This window comes from Leisingera aquaemixtae (assembly GCF_006740765.1).
Lineage (GTDB): Bacteria > Pseudomonadota > Alphaproteobacteria > Rhodobacterales > Rhodobacteraceae > Leisingera > Leisingera aquaemixtae.
Window position 1 is genome coordinate 799015 of the sequence record NZ_CP041159.1, and the last position, 16756, is coordinate 815770.

Genomic DNA, 16756 nt, shown 5'->3' on the forward strand with positions numbered 1-16756 from the left:
CATGGAGTTCCGCTGGCTCAAACAGAACAGCGCGGCCGAGGCCATCGTGGTCTTCGGCGGCTGGGCTGTAGGGCCGGAGGTGTTCTGGCATCTGGATGGTCCGCAGGACATCCTGTTTGCCAGCGGATACGGCGACCTGGGCGCGGATCTGCCGGATCTGTCCGGTTATGAGCAGGTCAGCCTGCTGGCGTGGTCGTTTGGGGTTGCGGCCTATGCGCACTGGCAGCAGGGGCGGCCAGACCCGTTCCGCCGCAAGGTGGCGGTGAACGGCAGTCTGAAGCCGGTGAACCGCAGCGCGGGCATTCCGCCTGCGGTCTTCCGCAAGACAGCCGAGACGCTGAGCCTGGAAAGCTTTCAAAGTTTCCTGACCCGCGTCTTCGGGCAGCCGCAAACCCCCGAACCGCTGGATGTAGAGGCGCGCCGGTCTGAGCTTATGGCCGTCGAGCGCCGCGGTGACGCGCCGCAGACGCGGTTTGACCGGATCTGGATCAGTTCCGGTGACAAGATCTTTCCGCCGGCCAACCTGCAGCGGGCCTGGGCAGGGCAGGCGGTCCGCCTGATCGACGCGCCGCATGCGCCGTTCGGCCAGTTCGCGACGTGGGAGGCGCTGCTGCAATGAAAGACATGACGCCTCCTCAGCTGGATCAGTCGCGGGTGCGGCAAAGCTTCCGGCGCGGGCTGCTAAGCTATCATCGCACCGCTTCGGTGCAGGCGGACATTGCCGCCCGGCTGGCAGAGCTGCTGCAGGCCCAGGGCGCGCCGGAGCGGTTTGAGGCCGCCCTGGAATTCGGCTGCGGCACCGGCCATCTGACCCGTCAGCTGGTGCAGCGGTTCGGGGTTGGCAGCCTGCTGCTGAACGATCTGGTGCCGGAGGCGGCATCGGCATTGCAGGAGACAGGCGGCGCTGCGCCTGTGCAGGCCCGGTTCCAGGCCGGGCCGGTCGAAAGCCTGCCGCTGCCGCACGGGCTGGACCTGATCGCCTCGGCCTCCACCGTGCAATGGATTCCGGACCTGCCTGCGCTGACGGCGCGGCTGGCGGCGCGGCTCAACCCCGGCGGCTGGCTGGCGCTGTCGGGCTTTGGGCGCAGCCAGTTCCGCGAGCTGGCGGCGCTGGGCTCCGCCGCGGCGGCGCCCAGCTATCTGGATGCCGGGGAGTGGCGGGCGGTGCTGCCGCAAAGTCTGGACCTTCTGGCGGTCACCCAGACGCCGGTGGTGCTGGAATTCGACACCGCACTGGCGCTGCTGAAGCATCTGCGCCAGACCGGTGTCAACGGCCATGCCCAGCAAAGCTGGTCGCGGCGGCATCTGCGGGACTTCGAGGACGCCTACCGCGTGCGGTTCAGCCGTGGCGGCAAGCTGCCGCTGACCTATGACCCGGTGCTGCTGGTGGCCCGCCGCAGGGCCTGATCCGCTGCTTCTCTTCCTTCGGCGCCATCCGCGCTTGAAGCAAGTTTTAGGCTTTTTTCTATCCTTTCACGCCGCCGCTCTGCCGCGGCGTTAATCTTTGTCAATGCCGTCCTGTTATGCCGGATCCGGAGCTGCGCCTGCGCGCGGCATTTCGCAAGACTGGCAGTACGGGAGTGACGTCAATGAAAGTGAAAGCGTTTGCGGCAGCGCTGGCGGCGCTGGCGGTTTCCGGGGCCGTTGAGGCCGCGGATATGGGGGATGTGGAAACGCCCATCCGCCTGTCGCTGAACAACTGGACCGGCCAGCGCCTGTCGACCTATATCGCGGGCGGCATGCTGGCAGAGGCGGGCTACAAGGTCGAATACGTCGAAGCGGATCTGAACGCCCTTTATGAGCAGATCGCCACTGGCGAGGTTCATGCCATGATGGAAATCTGGACCACCAGCGACCCTGAGGACTATATCTCCGTGCGCGATGCGGGCCGGGTGGAAGAGCTGGGCGACTTGGGGCTGGATGCGCGCAACGGTGTGGTTTACCCGCCCTATGTCGCGCAGATGTGCCCGGGGCTGCCCAACTGGGAAGCGCTGCGCGACTGCGCCGGTATCTTCTCCGAAGACGGCAACGGCAAGCGCGGGCGCTACTTGGCCTATCCGGAATCCTGGGGCTCTCCCGGGGCAGACCGGATCCGGGCGCTGGATCTGCCGTTTGACGTGGTCGCGGCTGAGTCCGAGGCGGCGATGATCGAGGAATTCCAGCAGGCCTACAAGGACAAGCGCCCGGTGATCGCCACCTTCTGGGCGCCGCATTGGGCGATGTCCTCTTATGCGCTGCAATTCGTGCGCCTGCCCAAGCCCGAGCCGGCCTGCTATAGCGACCCGTCTTGGGGGCCCAACCCCAAGGCCGCCGGCGACTGCGACTTTGCCCGCGGCGGCGTGGTCAAGGCCAGCTGGTCCGGGTTTAAGGAACGCTGGCCCGCAGCCCATGAAATCCTCAAGAACTACGAGCTGAGCATCTGGGACCAGCAGCCGCTGATCGGGCTGGTGGACGTGCGGGGCGAGACGGTTCAGGGCGCCGCCCGGGGCTGGCTGGCGGTGAACCGCGCCAAATGGGTGCCGACTGTCGAGGAGGCCACCGGCAAGGGCCGCTCCTGATCCGGGCTCACCTGGGGCTAACTGCGGACCAATTAGCGCAACAGCGCCCTTCGCGATGCGGGGCGCTGTTTTGCGCGTTTGGCCCTGCGGCTTGCGGCGGCGGGCGCAGCCGCGTAAGCCCGGCGCGGGCGGGAAAAGTGATTCCGGAAGTTGTGCGTTTGCACAAAAACTTGAACCGTCAATCAGAATATTTTGCGGTTTGCGGCGCAATTGCTCGACAAAGCGTCGTAATATGTTCCAATACTTGCATTATCCCCGGCCACACTTGGCTCATGGGTGCCTGCTGACAGCAACAGGGCCGGCTGACAGGCCTGGCAGGCGCCGTGAACCGCCGGGTTCCAAATGACGCGCCACAGCCGGAAACAGGCGGCGCAAACGGATAATGACAGGGAGTATTGAGATGACTTTTAAAGGATATGCGCTGGCACTGAGCGCCGCCGCAATGACGGTGGCTGCGGGCATCGCCTCGGCCGCGGAACTGGGCGACACCAGCAAGCCGATCAAGCTGGCGGTGAATGAATGGACCGGCCAGCATGTGACCACCCACATCGCGGGCGAGATGCTCAAGGCCGCGGGCTATGACGTGGAATATGTCTCTGCCGGGATGATGAACCAGTTCCAGGCGATTGCTGATGGCGATATCCACGCGACGCTGGAAATCTGGTCTTCCAACGTGTCCGACGAATACGGCAAGAAGATCGAAGAAGGCACCGTGGTGGAGCTGGGCGACCTTGAACTGAACGCCCGCGAAGGCATCGCCTATCCCGCGCATGTGGCCGAGATCTGCCCCGGCCTGCCGGCCTGGGAGGCGCTGAAGGACTGCGCGATGCAATTCGCCACCGCCGAAACCCTACCCGAAGGCCGTCTGGTGGACTACCCCGCGGACTGGGGCACACCGGGCGCGGACCGCATGACCGGCCTGGGGCTGCCCTTCAAGGCGGTGCCCGCAGGATCTGAGGCAGCGCTGATCGTCGAGCTGCGCGCCGCGACCGAGCGCAAGACACCGCTGCTGATCACCTTCTGGCAGCCGCATTGGGCGATGTCGGCCTATGACGTGAAATTCGTCGACCTGCCGCCGGGCGAAGAGGCCTGCTTCAGCGACCCGGCCTGGGGCCCGAACCCGGACGCGGTGAACGACTGCGACTTCTCCCCCTCGCGCATCTTCAAGGCCGCCTGGTCCGGGATGGAGGAAACCTGGCCCGCGGCGTATGAAATCCTGTCGAACTACACCCTGGCCGTTGAGGATCAGCAGCCGATGATGGGCGCGGTCGACGTGGACGGCGGCAAGGTCGAAGAGGTGGTTGCCGAATGGATGACCGCCAACAAGGACAAGTGGCGCCCGGTTGTCGACGCCGCCATCAACTGAGCGCAGCCCTGTGACTGGCTCTGACACGCCTGCCATCACCTGCCGGAATGTCTGGCAGGTGTTTGGCAACAACGCAGACAGCGCCTTGAAAGAGGCGCTGTCGCGGCACGAAACCTCAGAAGCGGCAGCGCTGGAGCTGCGCGGCAAGGGGCTGATCCCTGCGGTGCAGGATGCCTCCTTTGATGTGAAGGAGGGCGAGCTGTTTGTGATCATGGGGCTGTCGGGCTCCGGCAAATCCACCCTGATCCGCTGCATCTCGCACCTGCTGCACGCCACCGGCGGCGAGATCCGCATCGACGGTGAAAACATCGTCGAGGCCAGCCCCAAGCGGCTGATCGAGTTGCGCCGCAAGAAGCTGGGCATGGTGTTCCAGCACTTCGGCCTGTTCCCGCATATGACCGTCGCCGAAAATGTCGCCTACCCGCTGCGGGTGCAGGGGGTGAAGAAAAAGCAGCGGCTGGCCAAGGCGCAGGAGGTGATTGATCTGGTCGGCCTCGGCGGGCGGGAAAAGAACTACCCGCGCGAACTCTCCGGCGGCCAGCGCCAGCGCGTAGGTATTGCCCGTTCGCTGGTGGCCGATTGCTCGGTCTGGTTCCTGGATGAGCCGTTCTCGGCGCTTGACCCGCTGATCCGGCGGCAGCTGCAGGATGAGTTCCTGGAGATCCAGGCCAAGCTGAAGACTACCATCGTCTTCATCACACATGACATCAACGAGGCACTGAAGCTCGCCGACCGGATCGCGATCATGCGCGACGGCAAGGTGGTGCAGATCGGCACCCCCGCCGACATCGTGCTGCGCCCGGCCGATGACTACGTGCGCGAGTTTTCCAAGGACGTGGCCAAGGGGCGGCACGCGCATGTGTCCTCTGTGATGCTGCCGGGCGAGCACCATGTCTATGGTGCCGACGATCCCGGCTTGCGCCAGGATATGACGCTGGACGCGGCGCTGGCACGCTGCATGGAACTGTACGAACCCGTGCCGGTGCGAACGCCCGAGGGCAAGCTGGTCGGCGTTGTGAACCCGGCCGATCTGGCCGCGGCCTTGCAGGTGGAGCAGGGGTGATGGCGGGTCTGTCGAAAGGGGCCGGGGCCGCGTTGATCGCGGCGGCGGCCGGCGCGCTGTGCCTTCTGCTGGAAAGCAGCCTGCCGTGGCTGGTGAAATTCCCCGCTGCCTGGGTGCTGCCCGCAACCGACTGGGTGGGCGCCGTCATGGAGTGGTTCCTGGCGCTGATCAAGCCCGCCGCGCGCAGTTTCTCGGCGCTGATGTATTACCCGATGGAAGCGGCGAACTATGTGCTAAGCAACACGCCCTGGCCGCTGGTCATCTGCGCCACCACGGCGCTGGCCTGGACATTGGGCGGCGTGCGGATGGCGCTGATGGCGGTGGTGGGATTGGGTTTTGTGCTGGCCTCGGGCTATTGGCCCGAAAGCATGAACACCCTGGCGCTGGTGGCCGTCTCGGTTCCCTTGGCGCTGATCATCGGCGGCGGTATCGGCATTTTGGCAAATGAGTACCCCCGCATCCGCCAGCCGGTGCAGGCATTGCTGGACGTCATGCAGACGGTGCCGACCTTCGCCTATCTGACGCCGTTGCTGGTGCTGTTCGGTTTCGGTCCTGTGGTGGGCCTCATCGCCTCTGCCATCTACGCAGCCCCGCCGATGGCCCGCAACGTGCTGCTGGGGCTGGAGCGGGTGGAGCCGGAGATCAAGGAAGCTGCCGTCATGTCCGGCGGCACCCGCCTGCAGCAGTTGTTCCAGTGCGAGATCCCCTCCGCCGGTCAGCAGATCATGGTTGGCGTCAACCAGTGCCTGATGGCGGCGCTCTCGATGGTGATCATCGCCGCCGTGATCGGCGGCTTTGACGATATCGGCTGGGAGGTTCTTCTGACCATGCGCAAGGCGCAGTTCGGCCAGAGCCTGCTGGCCGGTCTGGTGATCGTGATCTTCGCGATCCTGATCGACCGGATGAGCGGCACCCTGACCCAGGACCGGCGCCAGAAGCACGACCCGCGCGTCGCCTGGGGCATCCTGGCGCTGGGCGTTCTGGTCAGCGCGGTCTTCTGGGGCAGCGTTCAGCAGCCCGGCACCTATGCCCTGTTCAACCCGGTGGCGGACAGCGTGGACCGTGGGCTGTCGGCCTTCACTAGCGCCAATGCGGAGTTTCTGACCGCGCTCAAGAACAACGTGATGTTCTACGTGCTGCTGCCCATCCGCATCGGCCTGGATCAGGCGGTGCTGCCCTTCACCTGGGGCTTTGCCTGGACCCCGGCGATGAGCCTGGCGCTGTTTGCAGCCGGTGCTGCGGCGGCGGTGGTCTTTGCGGTGCGCGGACAGCTGGCGCTGGGCGTGATGCTGCTGATCGCGGCGGGAATGCTGGAAACCGGCATTTCTCAGCTGCCTTGGCCCTTTGTGCTGGTGGGCGCAGGCGCGCTGGCTTGGGTTGCAGGCGGGCGCGGTCTGGCGATCCTGACCGTGGTCCTGCTGGGCACCATCCTGCTCTCCGGCCTGTGGGAGCGGGCGCTCCTGTCGCTTTACCTCTCCGGCGCGGCGGTCTTTGCCTGCGCGGTGATGGGCGGCGCCATTGGCCTCGTCTCGGCGGTATCGCCCGGTGTCTGGCGGGTGGTGCGCCCGGTCTGCGACATGCTGCAGACGATCCCGCTGTTCGTGTTCCTGATCCCGGTGCTGATGGTTTTCCAGATCGGCGAGTTCTCCGCCTTCCTGGCGATCATCGCCTATGCCATCGTGCCGATGATCCGCTACACAAGGCACGGGCTGGTCTCGACGCCCGACGAGATGATCGAGGCCGCGACTGCCTCTGGTGCCACCAGGTGGCAGATGCTCAAGGACATCCGCGCACCTTATGCTGCGCCCTCGATCCTGCTGGGCCTCAACCAGACCATTCTCTACGCCTTTGCGATGCTGGTCATCGCGGCGCTGATCGGCACCACCGGGCTGGGCCAGTCGATCTATCTGGCGCTGGGGCAGGCGGATGTGGGACTGGGGATTTCCGCGGGTGCAGCCATGGCGATCCTCGCCCTGATTGCCGACCGCATGGTGCAGGGATTCGCCGAGGAACGGCGCAAGGCCCTGGGGCTTTAGCGGCCCGTAAATCCAAAACAGAAGGGCGCCCCAGCGGCGCCCTTTTTTGATCTGGGGCAACGTTATAGACCGCCAGCCCGCCTATAGCTGCACAGAAGACTGATCTATACCCGGAGAGACCCCGATGGGCTGGCTTGAATTCACCGCCGCGCTGATGCTGTTCCTGGCCAGCCACGCCATCCCCGTGCGCCCGCCGGTGCGGCCCTGGCTGGTCAGCCGCCTGGGGCTTCGCGGCTATTTCATCGCCTACAGTGTGCTGTCTCTGGCGATCTTGGCCTGGCTCGTCGTGGCCGCCGCCCGCGCGCCCTACGTCGGCGTTCTGCCCTACTGGGAGGGGTTCCGCTGGGTGCCGCTTCTGGTGATGCCGCTGGCCTGCCTGCTGGCGGTGGCCGGCATGATGCGGCAGAATCCCCTCAGCTTTGGCGGGCTGGGCGTGCGCGCCTTTGACCCGGCAGACCCCGGCATCCTCGCCGTCAGCCGCCATCCGCTTTTGGCGGCGATGGCGCTATGGGCCGGGGCGCATCTGCTGGCCAACGGCGACCTGGCGCATGTGATCCTGTTCGGCCTCTTTGCGGGCTTTGCCTGGATGGGTATGGCACTGATCGACACGCGCAAGCGGCGCCAGATGGGGCAGGGCGAATGGCGCCGCCTCAGCCGCAATACGGCACGGCTGAACCTGCTGCGCCTGCGTCCCACTGCCAGCGAGGCGGGATGGGCGGCTGCGGTGTTCCTGGCTCTCTTGATCCTGCACGCCCCTGTTATCGGCTACAGCCCGCTGCCCTGGTAGGGGTTGACCGCAGCCGCCGCATGACCACCTATGAAATCAGACGAGACTGGAGAGACCGACACATGCACCTGGCCTATGTGATGACCGAAGAACGCGGTGCCACCGACCGCCTGCTGAGCGAACTGGCCGAACGGCTGCAGGCCAAAGGCCTCCGCCTGGCAGGCATCGTGCAGACCAATGTGGAATGCTATGACAAGGAGCTGTGCGACATGGATGTGCGGGTTCTGCCCGACGGCGAGACCATCCGCATCTCGCAATCCCTGGGCGCGGGCGCCCGCGGCTGCCGCCTGAACCCCGAGGCGCTGGAACAGGCGGTCGGGCAGGTCTCTGCCACCCTGCAATCGGACCCGGCGCCGCAGCTGCTGATCGTCAACAAATTCGGCAAGCACGAGGCTGACGGGCGCGGCATGCGGCCCATCATCGGCGAGGCGCTGGCGCTGGGCATCCCGGTGATTTCCGGCGTCAACAAGATGAACGTGGAGCCGTTCCAGGCCTTCGCCGATGGCCTGGCCGTGGAGGCAGGCCCCGATCTGGACGCGCTGGCCGAATGGGCGGAGCAGGCCGTGGCCGAAACGGCCTGACCCGGTGATTGCCGTGTGAAAACAATTGGAAGGCCCGCGCAGCTCACGCGGGCTTTTTACCGTGCAGAACGGGTTGGCGGCCTGTCCAGCCTGTTGCTGAACCACCATCGTCTGATCTGAGAAAGAGAGAAAATGGTGGGCGACCCTGGAATCGAACCAGGCGTGCGTCTCCGCGAGGGAGTTACAGTCCCCTGCCACACCTTGCGGCCTGTCGCCCACTGTCAGTTGCATGTTGCACCTGATGTGGAGGCGTGATTACTAGCAGGCCAAACGGGCGTCAACAGGAAAATCGCAAGTTTTTCGCGCGCCCCGCAAATTCTTTCTGCCGGAGAGCAAAATGTCCAAGAAACCCAAATGGGTCGTCGAAAAAGAGCAGTCCAAACGGGCTGCTGCCGCGGAAACCGTATGGCTGTTCGGGCTGCATGCGGTGCGTGATGCGCTGCTTAATCCCAAGCGCGAAAAACTGCGCCTGATGGTGACCCAGAACGCGCAGGCGAAACTGGCGGACGCCATCGCAGACTCCGGCATCGAGGCAGAGGTCATCGACCCGCGCAAGTTCAACCCGCCGATCGACCCGCAATCGGTGCATCAGGGCGCCGCGCTGGAAGTGAAGCCCTTGAACTGGGGCGGGCTGGCCGAAAACTGCATCGGCCGCGAAGCCCCTCGCGTGCTGCTGCTGGACCGGGTCACCGACCCGCATAACGTCGGCGCTATCCTGCGTTCGGCAGAGGTGCTGGGCGCCAGTGCGGTGATCGGCACCCGGCATCATTCAGCGCCGGAAACCGGCGCGCTGGCAAAGACCGCCAGCGGCGCGCTGGAACGCCAGCCCTACCTGCGGATGCGCAATCTGGCCGATACCATCGCCGAACTGCAGAACATGGGCTTTATCGTGCTGGGGCTGGACGGCGAGGCAGAGCAGACCATCGAGACGGCGCTGGAGGGCAAGCAGCACCTGCCGGTGGCGCTGGTGCTGGGCGCCGAGGGACCGGGGCTGCGGCAGAAGACCAAGGAAACCGTGGACGCCCTGGTCAAGATCGGCGCCGCGGGCGGCTTTGGCTCGCTCAATGTCTCCAACGCCGCGGCGATTGCGCTTTACGCCTCGATTGCGCGCTAGGCGGGCCCGGCCCGTCACGGGGTGATCACATCTGCGTATCCTCCCTTTGCAACAGCACGGCGCTGCGGCAGAGTCGGCAGGCTGCTGAGAGAATGTGAATGGAGAACAACTTGGCTCTGCGCCTGCTGTTTATGGCCTTTGCGCTTATGCTTCTGCCGCTGTCCGGTGCCGCCCGGGCAGAGACGGCGGGCGCGGCTGTCTACTCCGCCCGCGCAGGGGTCGCCATTGGCGGCTATGATCCGGTGGCCTTTTTCGAACAGGGCGCGGCACAGCCCGGGCGGCGCGGTCATGCGGTGATGTGGAAGGGGGTCGTCTGGCGCTTTGCCACCGCCCGCAACCAGGCCCGGTTCGAGGCCAACCCCCGCGCTTATGCACCGGCCTTCGGCGGCTATTGCGCCTTTGCGATGTCGCAGGGCAGGCTGATGCATGGCGATCCGCTGCTTTGGGCGATTGTCGATGGTGAGCTGTACTTGCTCAACAATCCGGACGCCCGGGATTTCTGGGCGGCCCGCCGCGGCGAGCTGATCGCCCGGGCACAGCTGCACTGGCCGGTGATTCTACAGAAATAGCCCGTCACCTCACGTTTTCGTGAGGTGGCCTTTTATTTTTCCGACTGTGACCCATATTCAATACAGACTGCGGAATGGAACCACCGCAGATCTTTTTCACTGTCCCTCGTTCCATACCTCGCGCCCGGTTCGTCCGGGCGCATTTTTGTATGCAGGCAGCAAATCGCGCTTTGCGCCCGCACGCAGCGCGGCTAGGGTGCGCGGCATGACAGAGTACAGCGATGAGCATCTGAAAAAGGTCCTGCAGCGCACCAAGGTGGTGGCTGTGGTCGGCGTTTCAATGAACCCGGTGCGGCCCAGCTATTACGTGGCGCGCTACCTGGGTCTCAAGGGCTACCGGGTAATCCCGGTGAACCCGGGCCATGCGGGCAAGATGCTGTTCGGCGAGACGGTGCGGGCCAGCCTGTCAGAGGTTGATGCGCCGGTGGACATGGTCGACATTTTCCGCCGGTCCGAAGCGGTGCCGCCGATCGTGGATGAGGCGCTGGAGGCGTTCCCGAAGCTGCAGACCATCTGGATGCAGATCGGAGTGGAGCACGCGGAGGCCGCCGCCAGGGCCGAGGCGCGCGGCGTCACCGTGATCCAGAACCGCTGCCCCAAGATCGAATACCAGCGCCTGTTCGGCGAGCTTCGCATGGGCGGTTTTGCCACCGGGATCATTTCCTCGAAACTGTGACGCCTGCGGCCGGGCAGGGCGCTCCCGCCCGCTCCAGCCGTCCTGCCGGACGGCCTGCACGGTTGGGCCCGGCGCCGCTGTGCGGCGCAATCTTAATTGCTGAGACGCCCTTGAAGGGCAGGTGTGCCCTTCAAGGGCCTTGCCGATTGTAATGGTTCTTTGCGCGTCAAGGGCAAGCCGCGCGTGCCGCGCGGAGGCTGCGCCTCCCTTGACCCGCCGCCCGGCCTGGAATTCAGCCCTTGGGGCGGCCGGCCTTCTCCGCAATGCCGCTGAGGCCCTGGCGTTCGGCCAGCACCTGCAGCACATCGTCCAGAGCAACATCGCGGGCGGCCAGCATCACCAGGAAATGATACAGCACATCGGCCCCTTCGGAGGCGAGCCCTGCCTTGTCGTCCTTCACCGCCTCGATGATGGCCTCAATGGCCTCCTCGCCAAATTTCTCGGCACATTTCTCCGGCCCTTTGGCGAGCAGCTTGGCGGTCCAGCTGGTGTCCGGGTCTGCGCCCTTGCGGGACAGGATGGTGGCTTCGAGATCGTGCAGCAGGCTCATCACATGCCCCTTCAGTTCAGCCGCATCGGGATGCCGGCAGCAGCCATGTGTTCCTTGGCTTCCTGGATGGTGAATTCCCCGAAGTGGAAGATCGAGGCCGCCAGCACCGCGCTGGCGCCGCCCTTGGTGACACCTTCCACCAGGTGATCCAGGGTGCCGACGCCGCCCGAGGCGATCACCGGCACGTCCACAGCATCGGAAATCGCCTTGGTCAGCGGCAGGTTGAAGCCCGATTTGGTGCCATCCCGGTCCATCGAGGTGAGCAGGATCTCCCCCGCACCCTTGGCGGTCACCAGCTTGGCAAATTCCACCGCGTCGATGCCGGTCGGCTTGCGCCCGCCATGGGTGAAAATCTCCCAGCGGCCCGGCGCCACCGTCTTGGCGTCGATGGCGCAGACGATGCACTGGCTGCCGAACTGATCCGCGGCCTCGGCGATCACATCCGGATTGGCCACCGCAGCTGAATTGAAGGAGACCTTGTCGGCCCCTGCCAGCAAGAGCGCGCGCACATCCTCCTTGGTTCTGACCCCGCCGCCCACGGTCAGCGGCACAAAACACTGTTCGGCTGTGCGCTGCACCACGTCGAACATGGTGCCGCGGTTTTCGTGTGTCGCGTGGATGTCGAGAAAGCAGATCTCATCCGCGCCAGCCTCATCATAGGCCTTGGCCGATTCCACCGGATCGCCCGCATCGCGCAGGCCGACGAAGTTGACGCCCTTGACCACGCGCCCGTCGGCGACGTCGAGACAGGGAATGATACGGGTCTTCAGCATCGATCGTGCCTTTCAAACTGCTTGGCCCCGTGGGTACGCAATGCCCGCGGTAAGCGCAACAAATATGGCAGAGTCTGCGCGTTTTGGTCCGGGCGGGCGGTTGCAGTCTGCGCGAAACCGCCGGAACCGTGCAGTCTCGCAGTTGTGAATTGCCTGGCCGGAGCAGTTGCCCCGATCATGATTGGACGTCCCTGAATTTGGAGCAGCTGTTATGACAAAGAGCCTTTTCCTCGCCGGTGCCATCACCCTCGCCGCCGCCCTTCCCGCCGCCGCGGAGCTGGTGACCGTGCAAAGCCAGAAACCCGTGGCCGAAACCATGGACGCGCTGCAAGCCGCTGTAGAGGGCGCGGGTGCCACCGTCTTTGCCCGGGTGGACCATGCCGCAGGCGCGCAGACCGCCGGGATGGAGCTGCCGGGCTCTCAGCTCCTGATCTTCGGCAACCCCAAGCTCGGCACCCCGGCGATGCAGGCGGACATGCGGGCAGGGCTCTACCTGCCGCTCAAGGTGCTGGCTTATGAGGATGCGGACGGCCAGGTCTGGCTCACCTATCAGGACCCGGCAGAAATGCTGTCGGGCCTTGATATCCCGGCCGATGCGGAATTCATCGCCAAAATGCAGGGGGCCTTGGGCAAGCTGACGTCCAAGGCGGCCGAATAGGCTCAGCGCCGCGAGGCCAGATAGCGCGACAGGGCATTGGCGATGCCCCACAGCAGCCCGGCCCCGAGGGAGACCGGGCCAAAGATCAGCGGCCCCCAAGCGGCCAGGACACCCGCGGTATAGGCGGTTTCACCCACGTCCTGGCCCAGCACCACGCAGGGGTTGGCAAACCCCTCGTGGATTTCGCAGCCGAAGCCGAACCCAAGCAGCAGCACAAAGGCAATGCACATCAGCCACAGGACGATGGGCCCCAAGGTGAAGGTCGCAAGGATTCGGCGGACTAGGCGCATAAAGGGTTCCTTCGCCGGATCAGACCGGGGCGGCGTTAGGCTTTCAGAACCGCCAGCGCCTCTTTCAGGTCGATGGCGCCATCATAAAGCGCGCGGCCCGAAATCGCACCATTAAGCGGCGCGCCGCAGGTTTTCAGCGCCCGCAGATCGTCCAGCGAGGACACACCGCCCGAGGCAATCACCGGGATGCTGACGGCATTGGCCAGATCGGCGGTGGCCTCGACATTCGGGCCTTTCATCGCGCCGTCGCGCAGGATGTCGGTGTAGATGATCGCGGCAACGCCCGCGTCCTCGAAGCTCTTGGCGAGGTCGGTGACCATCACGTCGGTTTCCTCGGCCCAGCCCTTGGTCGCGACCTTGCCTTTGCGGGCGTCGATGCCGACCGCGACCTTGCCGGGGAATTCCCGCGCCGCCTCGCGCACCAGGCCGGGGTTTTCAACCGCTACGGTGCCCAGGATGACCCGCGCCAGGCCTTTATCAATCCAGCGCTCAATGGTGGCCATATCACGAATGCCGCCGCCCAGCTGCGCGGGCACCTTGGTCTGCTTCAGGATCTCCTCGACCGGGGCGGCATTTACCGGCTCGCCGGCAAAGGCGCCGTTGAGGTCCACCAGATGCAGCCACTCGCAGCCCGCTTCGACAAACTCCAGCGCCTGGGCGGCGGGGTTGTCGTTGAACACGGTGGTCTTGTCCATCTCGCCATGCAGCAGGCGCACGGCCTGGCCGTCTTTGAGGTCAATCGCGGGGTAGAGGATCATCCGGGCGGTCCTTCGTGAAATCAAGCTGGCGGTGTTTTGCACAAGCGCGCCCTGAATTGCAACGCGACCCGAAGTCAACCTTGCCAGAAGGGCCGCATCAGGGACAGGCTGCCTGAAAAACAGGGAGGAAATGGAATGAAACATCTTCTGGCAGGAATGGCTGTGGCCTTGGGGCTGGCGGGCGCCGCATCGGCGGACCCGGTTCTGGGTGTCTGGAAGACGCAGCCCGACGACGGCTCCTATGCCCATGTCCAGATGGCCAGATGCGGCGCCGCGGTCTGCGGCAAGATCGCCCGCACCTTCAACAGCGAGGGGGAGTACAAGTCCCCGAACCTCGGCAAGACGCTGGTGATCGACATGGTCCCGAACGGTGACGGCTCTTACGAGGGCAAGGTCTGGCGGCCGTCCAACAACAAGATCTACATCGGCAAGATGGATCTGGCGGGCAGCTCGCTGGCCCTGCGCGGCTGCGTTGCGGGCGGTCTGATCTGCTCGAAACAAACCTGGACGCGGGTTCAGTAAGCCCCTGAGGGGCTGCGCCTAAAGCAGCCCCAGCTGCACCGGGATCGGCGCATAACCGCGTTTCAGCTGCCGGTCCCGGAACCCTTCGAAAATCGCCAGCGCCTCCGCATGACCGGCGAAATAGGTCCGCTTATGTGCCCCGCCGGGCGCGTTCAGCGGCCCGGACACACGCTCAACACACCAGTCGCCGAACAGCGTCGGCGTCAGGCTCAGGAGGCAATAGCGGTGCTTGCCTTCGGCGTGGTCGTATTTCTCGAAACGGATGTGCAAGGGAGGGGCTGCCGCGGTGACAAAAGGTCCGCACCGTATGCCCCGAAGCGGACCCCTTGTCTATTGTTCAATCCGGCGAATTGCACCGGCCCCGGCGTCTGCTGTGACGCTCACACCTCACCGGTGTATTCGCCGCGCGCCGGGTAGTTGTTGGGGATCGCGAAATCCAGCGCCGCCACCAGTTCCGCAAAATGCGGGCGCACAAACGGCATGGTCTGAACCGAGCCATAGTACAGCGTGCGCTCAGGCGTCACCATGAACAGGCCGGGTTCGGCAAACAGCGCCGGTTCCTCGATCCCGATCGAGGTCTTGCCGCGCGAGGTGGAGATATAGAGCCCCCAATCGCGGGCCGCAGACAGCGGCAGGTCATAGCCGAACCGCAGCGCCTTGGCCTCGATCTTGTCCGCCATGGCGCGGGTGCGCTCTTCGCCGTCGGTGCTGATGGCTATGGCGCTGACGCCGCGCTCTGCGAAGTCCGGCACCTTCTTTTCGAAGTCCTTCAGATAATTGGCGCAGATCGGGCAGTGCAGGCCGCGGTAAAAGCAGATGACGGTGCCGCGCTCGGCCGTTTCCGCGGACAAATCAAACGCGCCGTGGTCCAGCGTCGGCAGGGTCAGGTTCGGGGTCTTCTGGCGGGGGATCAGCATGTGACGGTTCCTTGCAAGTGGTGTGAGGGGCGGTTGCCGGGAAGTGTCGCGCAGTTTACTGTCGCATAAATCCGAAAAACCTGACGGGAACCCCGAAATCATGGACCGCCTCACCACCTTGATGGACCGCTTCCAGCTGGCGGTGCAGGCCGCACAGCCGGGGCAGGCCAATCTGATCGCGCTTGCGGACAGCGGCGGCGTGCCGGTGCGTATCCGCTACTGCACCAAGGGCGCGGTGGAGCGGCTGGACCCGGGCGCGGTCATGTGGGCGGCACAAGTGGAATGGTCGGGCCAGAGCAACCCGTTTCTGGCCGCGCTGCCGCCGGTGGTGGACTATGACATCACCAGCAACGCCGAGGCGCAGGGGCTGGTGCGGCTGATGCAGGAGGAGGCCGAGGGCCAGCACTGCGGCGCGCAGTCGGTGATCAACCGGCTGGGCGAGGTGCTGATGGTGCGCCTCCTGCGCAACCAGATCCAAAAGGGCGCGACCGAACCGGGTCTCTTGGCGGGCCTCGCCGATCCGCGCCTCAGCCGCGCCATCGTGGCGATGCATGACCAACCGGGCAGGCTGTGGACCAATGCCGATCTGGCACAGCAGGCAGGGCTGTCGCTGTCGCGCTTTGCTGAGCTGTTCGCTGCCGAAGTCGGGGAAACCCCGATCGGCTACCTGCGCCGCTGGCGGCTGATCCTGGCGCATCAGGACCTTATGCGCGGCGACCGGGTGGAGGCGGTGGCGCGCCGCTACGCCTACGCCAGCCCCGAAGGCTTCACCCGCGCCTTCCGCAAGGCGTACGGCTTGGCGCCGGTTTCAGTGCGCACCGCGGCGGCCTGAACACCTCGCTTTCATCTTTCCTGAAAATACTCCCGCCGGAGGCAACTGCGCGCCAGCGCCGTCCCCTTACGGCTTCCAGGTCAGGAAATTGCCGATCATCCGCAGGCCTGTCGCCTGGCTTTTCTCAGGGTGGAACTGCATGCCCACCATCGTGTCACGCCCGATAACAGCGGTGACGTCGCCAGCATAGTCCACATGCGCCAGCCGTTCCGCCGGGTTGGCGACGCGGAAATGGTAGGAATGCACGAAATACACGTGATCGCCGCTTTCGATCCCGTCAAACACCGGGTGCGCCTGGTCGATCACCAGATCGTTCCAGCCCATATGCGGCACTTTCAGGGCGGGGTCCGCCGGCGTGATCTTCACCACATCGCCGCCGACCCAGCCAAGGCCCGGAGTCTCTTGATACTCATGCCCGGTGGTTGCCATCAGCTGCATGCCGACGCAGATGCCCAGGAACGGGCGGCCCTTCTGCTCAACCGCTTCGACCATGGCGTCATAGATGCCCTTGTGGCCGCGCAGCTCTGCCGCGCAGGCGGGAAAGGCGCCGTCGCCGGGCAGCACCAGCCGGTCGGCGCGGGCCACCACATCGGCGTCAGAAGTCACCACAACTTCACCCGCATCCATTTCCCGCGCCATGCGCTGGAACGCCTTCTCGGCGGAGTGCAGGTTGCCGGATTCGTAGTCGATGATTGCGGTCAGCATG

General features: G+C 65.3%; 21 protein-coding genes and 1 tRNA gene. 14 read left to right on the forward strand and 8 right to left on the reverse strand.

What is annotated here, in order from left to right; translation table 11 throughout:
• Position 1: 1 nt before the first annotated feature.
• The 8 genes from R2C4_RS05575 (at position 2) to R2C4_RS05610 (ending at position 8391) form a co-directional block, all read left to right on the forward strand.
• Entirely contained in the window at positions 2 to 619 is a 618-nt protein-coding gene (locus R2C4_RS05575) for a pimeloyl-ACP methyl esterase BioG family protein (RefSeq protein WP_141889898.1), read from the forward strand.
• Positions 616 to 1407 (forward strand): methyltransferase domain-containing protein, encoded by a 792-nt coding sequence (locus R2C4_RS05580; protein ID WP_141889899.1) that lies wholly within the window; start codon positions 616 to 618, stop codon positions 1405 to 1407. Before R2C4_RS05575 ends, R2C4_RS05580 begins: the two co-directional genes overlap by 4 nt.
• A 182-nt stretch (positions 1408 to 1589) precedes the next feature.
• Entirely contained in the window at positions 1590 to 2558 is a 969-nt protein-coding gene (locus R2C4_RS05585; RefSeq protein WP_141889900.1) for an ABC transporter substrate-binding protein, read from the forward strand.
• 400 nt (positions 2559 to 2958) lie between these two features.
• Positions 2959 to 3924, forward strand: a complete 966-nt coding sequence (locus R2C4_RS05590) for an ABC transporter substrate-binding protein (protein ID WP_141889901.1) — start codon at positions 2959 to 2961, stop codon at positions 3922 to 3924.
• Positions 3925 to 3934: 10 nt separating this feature from the next.
• A complete protein-coding gene (locus R2C4_RS05595) occupies positions 3935 to 4987 on the forward strand; it encodes a quaternary amine ABC transporter ATP-binding protein (RefSeq protein ID WP_141889902.1) in 1053 nt (350 codons plus the stop codon).
• Positions 4987 to 7023, forward strand: coding sequence for an ABC transporter permease (locus tag R2C4_RS05600; RefSeq protein ID WP_141889903.1), 2037 nt, complete (start codon positions 4987 to 4989; stop codon positions 7021 to 7023). The genes R2C4_RS05595 and R2C4_RS05600 overlap by 1 nt, the downstream gene beginning before the upstream one ends.
• Before the next feature lie 124 nt (positions 7024 to 7147).
• Positions 7148 to 7810 (forward strand): NnrU family protein, encoded by a 663-nt coding sequence (locus R2C4_RS05605; RefSeq protein ID WP_141889904.1) that lies wholly within the window; start codon positions 7148 to 7150, stop codon positions 7808 to 7810.
• 62 nt (positions 7811 to 7872) lie between these two features.
• Positions 7873 to 8391, forward strand: a complete 519-nt coding sequence (locus tag R2C4_RS05610; protein WP_141892044.1) for a DUF2478 domain-containing protein — start codon at positions 7873 to 7875, stop codon at positions 8389 to 8391.
• Between the two features lie 133 nt (positions 8392 to 8524).
• Here the strand turns inward: R2C4_RS05610 and R2C4_RS21200 are convergent.
• Positions 8525 to 8608: transfer RNA gene (locus R2C4_RS21200), tRNA-Tyr, on the reverse strand.
• A gap of 120 nt (positions 8609 to 8728) precedes the next feature.
• On the opposite strand from R2C4_RS21200, the gene rlmB reads away from it, so the two are divergent.
• The 3 genes from rlmB (at position 8729) to R2C4_RS05625 (ending at position 10750) form a co-directional block, all read left to right on the forward strand.
• Positions 8729 to 9505 carry a 23S rRNA (guanosine(2251)-2'-O)-methyltransferase RlmB gene (gene rlmB / locus R2C4_RS05615; RefSeq protein ID WP_141889905.1) on the forward strand — a complete coding sequence of 259 codons (777 nt, stop codon included), beginning with the start codon at positions 8729 to 8731 and terminating at the stop codon, positions 9503 to 9505.
• 98 nt (positions 9506 to 9603) lie between these two features.
• Positions 9604 to 10074: a YHS domain-containing (seleno)protein gene (locus R2C4_RS05620; RefSeq protein WP_141889906.1), complete on the forward strand. Its 471-nt coding sequence runs from the start codon at positions 9604 to 9606 to the stop codon at positions 10072 to 10074.
• A gap of 205 nt (positions 10075 to 10279) precedes the next feature.
• Positions 10280 to 10750, forward strand: a complete 471-nt coding sequence (locus R2C4_RS05625; protein WP_141889907.1) for a CoA-binding protein — start codon at positions 10280 to 10282, stop codon at positions 10748 to 10750.
• Positions 10751 to 10982: 232 nt separating this feature from the next.
• Here the strand turns inward: R2C4_RS05625 and R2C4_RS05630 are convergent, their stop codons facing one another.
• Both R2C4_RS05630 and hisF read right to left on the reverse strand, forming a co-directional pair.
• The gene (locus R2C4_RS05630) at positions 10983 to 11300 is read right to left on the reverse strand and encodes a phosphoribosyl-ATP diphosphatase (protein WP_141889908.1); all 318 of its coding nucleotides are present in this window, start codon (positions 11298 to 11300) and stop codon (positions 10983 to 10985) included.
• An 11-nt stretch (positions 11301 to 11311) separates the two neighbouring features.
• On the reverse strand, positions 11312 to 12073 hold the full coding sequence (hisF, locus tag R2C4_RS05635; RefSeq protein ID WP_141889909.1) for an imidazole glycerol phosphate synthase subunit HisF: 762 nt from the start codon (positions 12071 to 12073) through the stop codon (positions 11312 to 11314).
• 211 nt (positions 12074 to 12284) lie between these two features.
• On the opposite strand from hisF, the gene R2C4_RS05640 reads away from it, so the two are divergent.
• The gene (locus R2C4_RS05640; RefSeq protein ID WP_141889910.1) at positions 12285 to 12731 is read left to right on the forward strand and encodes a DUF302 domain-containing protein; all 447 of its coding nucleotides are present in this window, start codon (positions 12285 to 12287) and stop codon (positions 12729 to 12731) included.
• A 2-nt stretch (positions 12732 to 12733) separates the two neighbouring features.
• Here R2C4_RS05640 and R2C4_RS05645 read toward each other — a convergent pair whose 3' ends face one another.
• On the reverse strand, positions 12734 to 13021 hold the full coding sequence (locus tag R2C4_RS05645) for a hypothetical protein (RefSeq protein ID WP_244940785.1): 288 nt from the start codon (positions 13019 to 13021) through the stop codon (positions 12734 to 12736).
• A 35-nt stretch (positions 13022 to 13056) separates the two neighbouring features.
• Complete coding sequence (gene hisA, locus R2C4_RS05650; RefSeq protein WP_141889911.1) at positions 13057 to 13779, reverse strand: 1-(5-phosphoribosyl)-5-[(5-phosphoribosylamino)methylideneamino]imidazole-4-carboxamide isomerase; 723 nt, start codon at positions 13777 to 13779, stop codon at positions 13057 to 13059.
• 135 nt (positions 13780 to 13914) lie between these two features.
• Here hisA and R2C4_RS05655 point away from each other — a divergent pair, with 135 nt between their 5' ends.
• Positions 13915 to 14301, forward strand: coding sequence for a DUF2147 domain-containing protein (locus tag R2C4_RS05655; RefSeq protein WP_141889912.1), 387 nt, complete (start codon positions 13915 to 13917; stop codon positions 14299 to 14301).
• Between the two features lie 18 nt (positions 14302 to 14319).
• On the opposite strand, the gene R2C4_RS05660 is transcribed toward R2C4_RS05655, so the two are convergent.
• Both R2C4_RS05660 and R2C4_RS05665 read right to left on the reverse strand, forming a co-directional pair.
• The gene (locus R2C4_RS05660) at positions 14320 to 14571 is read right to left on the reverse strand and encodes a WGR domain-containing protein (RefSeq protein WP_141889913.1); all 252 of its coding nucleotides are present in this window, start codon (positions 14569 to 14571) and stop codon (positions 14320 to 14322) included.
• 110 nt (positions 14572 to 14681) lie between these two features.
• The gene (locus R2C4_RS05665) at positions 14682 to 15218 is read right to left on the reverse strand and encodes a peroxiredoxin-like family protein (protein WP_141889914.1); all 537 of its coding nucleotides are present in this window, start codon (positions 15216 to 15218) and stop codon (positions 14682 to 14684) included.
• Positions 15219 to 15318: 100 nt separating this feature from the next.
• On the opposite strand from R2C4_RS05665, the gene R2C4_RS05670 reads away from it, so the two are divergent.
• Entirely contained in the window at positions 15319 to 16050 is a 732-nt protein-coding gene (locus R2C4_RS05670) for an AraC family transcriptional regulator (protein WP_141889915.1), read from the forward strand.
• Between the two features lie 66 nt (positions 16051 to 16116).
• On the opposite strand, the gene hisH is transcribed toward R2C4_RS05670, so the two are convergent.
• Positions 16117 to 16755, reverse strand: a complete 639-nt coding sequence (hisH, locus tag R2C4_RS05675; protein WP_141889916.1) for an imidazole glycerol phosphate synthase subunit HisH — start codon at positions 16753 to 16755, stop codon at positions 16117 to 16119.
• Position 16756: the final 1 nt, after the last annotated feature.

What these genes read in the sequence shown, in the direction of transcription:
- R2C4_RS05575 (WP_141889898.1), top strand. Translation starts at nt 2, where the DNA reads ATGGAGTTCCGCTGGCTCAAACAGAACAGCGCGGCCGAGGCCATCGTG.
- R2C4_RS05580 (WP_141889899.1), top strand. Translation starts at nt 616, where the DNA reads ATGAAAGACATGACGCCTCCTCAGCTGGATCAGTCGCGGGTGCGGCAA.
- R2C4_RS05585 (WP_141889900.1), top strand. Translation starts at nt 1,590, where the DNA reads ATGAAAGTGAAAGCGTTTGCGGCAGCGCTGGCGGCGCTGGCGGTTTCC.
- R2C4_RS05590 (WP_141889901.1), top strand. Translation starts at nt 2,959, where the DNA reads ATGACTTTTAAAGGATATGCGCTGGCACTGAGCGCCGCCGCAATGACG.
- R2C4_RS05600 (WP_141889903.1), top strand. Translation starts at nt 4,987, where the DNA reads ATGGCGGGTCTGTCGAAAGGGGCCGGGGCCGCGTTGATCGCGGCGGCG.
- R2C4_RS05605 (WP_141889904.1), top strand. Translation starts at nt 7,148, where the DNA reads ATGGGCTGGCTTGAATTCACCGCCGCGCTGATGCTGTTCCTGGCCAGC.
- R2C4_RS05610 (WP_141892044.1), top strand. Translation starts at nt 7,873, where the DNA reads ATGCACCTGGCCTATGTGATGACCGAAGAACGCGGTGCCACCGACCGC.
- rlmB (WP_141889905.1), top strand. Translation starts at nt 8,729, where the DNA reads ATGTCCAAGAAACCCAAATGGGTCGTCGAAAAAGAGCAGTCCAAACGG.
- R2C4_RS05620 (WP_141889906.1), top strand. Translation starts at nt 9,604, where the DNA reads ATGGAGAACAACTTGGCTCTGCGCCTGCTGTTTATGGCCTTTGCGCTT.
- R2C4_RS05625 (WP_141889907.1), top strand. Translation starts at nt 10,280, where the DNA reads ATGACAGAGTACAGCGATGAGCATCTGAAAAAGGTCCTGCAGCGCACC.
- R2C4_RS05630 (WP_141889908.1), bottom strand. Translation starts at nt 11,300, where the DNA reads ATGAGCCTGCTGCACGATCTCGAAGCCACCATCCTGTCCCGCAAGGGC.
- hisF (WP_141889909.1), bottom strand. Translation starts at nt 12,073, where the DNA reads ATGCTGAAGACCCGTATCATTCCCTGTCTCGACGTCGCCGACGGGCGC.
- R2C4_RS05640 (WP_141889910.1), top strand. Translation starts at nt 12,285, where the DNA reads ATGACAAAGAGCCTTTTCCTCGCCGGTGCCATCACCCTCGCCGCCGCC.
- R2C4_RS05645 (WP_244940785.1), bottom strand. Translation starts at nt 13,021, where the DNA reads ATGCGCCTAGTCCGCCGAATCCTTGCGACCTTCACCTTGGGGCCCATC.
- hisA (WP_141889911.1), bottom strand. Translation starts at nt 13,779, where the DNA reads ATGATCCTCTACCCCGCGATTGACCTCAAAGACGGCCAGGCCGTGCGC.
- R2C4_RS05655 (WP_141889912.1), top strand. Translation starts at nt 13,915, where the DNA reads ATGAAACATCTTCTGGCAGGAATGGCTGTGGCCTTGGGGCTGGCGGGC.
- R2C4_RS05665 (WP_141889914.1), bottom strand. Translation starts at nt 15,218, where the DNA reads ATGCTGATCCCCCGCCAGAAGACCCCGAACCTGACCCTGCCGACGCTG.
- R2C4_RS05670 (WP_141889915.1), top strand. Translation starts at nt 15,319, where the DNA reads ATGGACCGCCTCACCACCTTGATGGACCGCTTCCAGCTGGCGGTGCAG.
- hisH (WP_141889916.1), bottom strand. Translation starts at nt 16,755, where the DNA reads ATGCTGACCGCAATCATCGACTACGAATCCGGCAACCTGCACTCCGCC.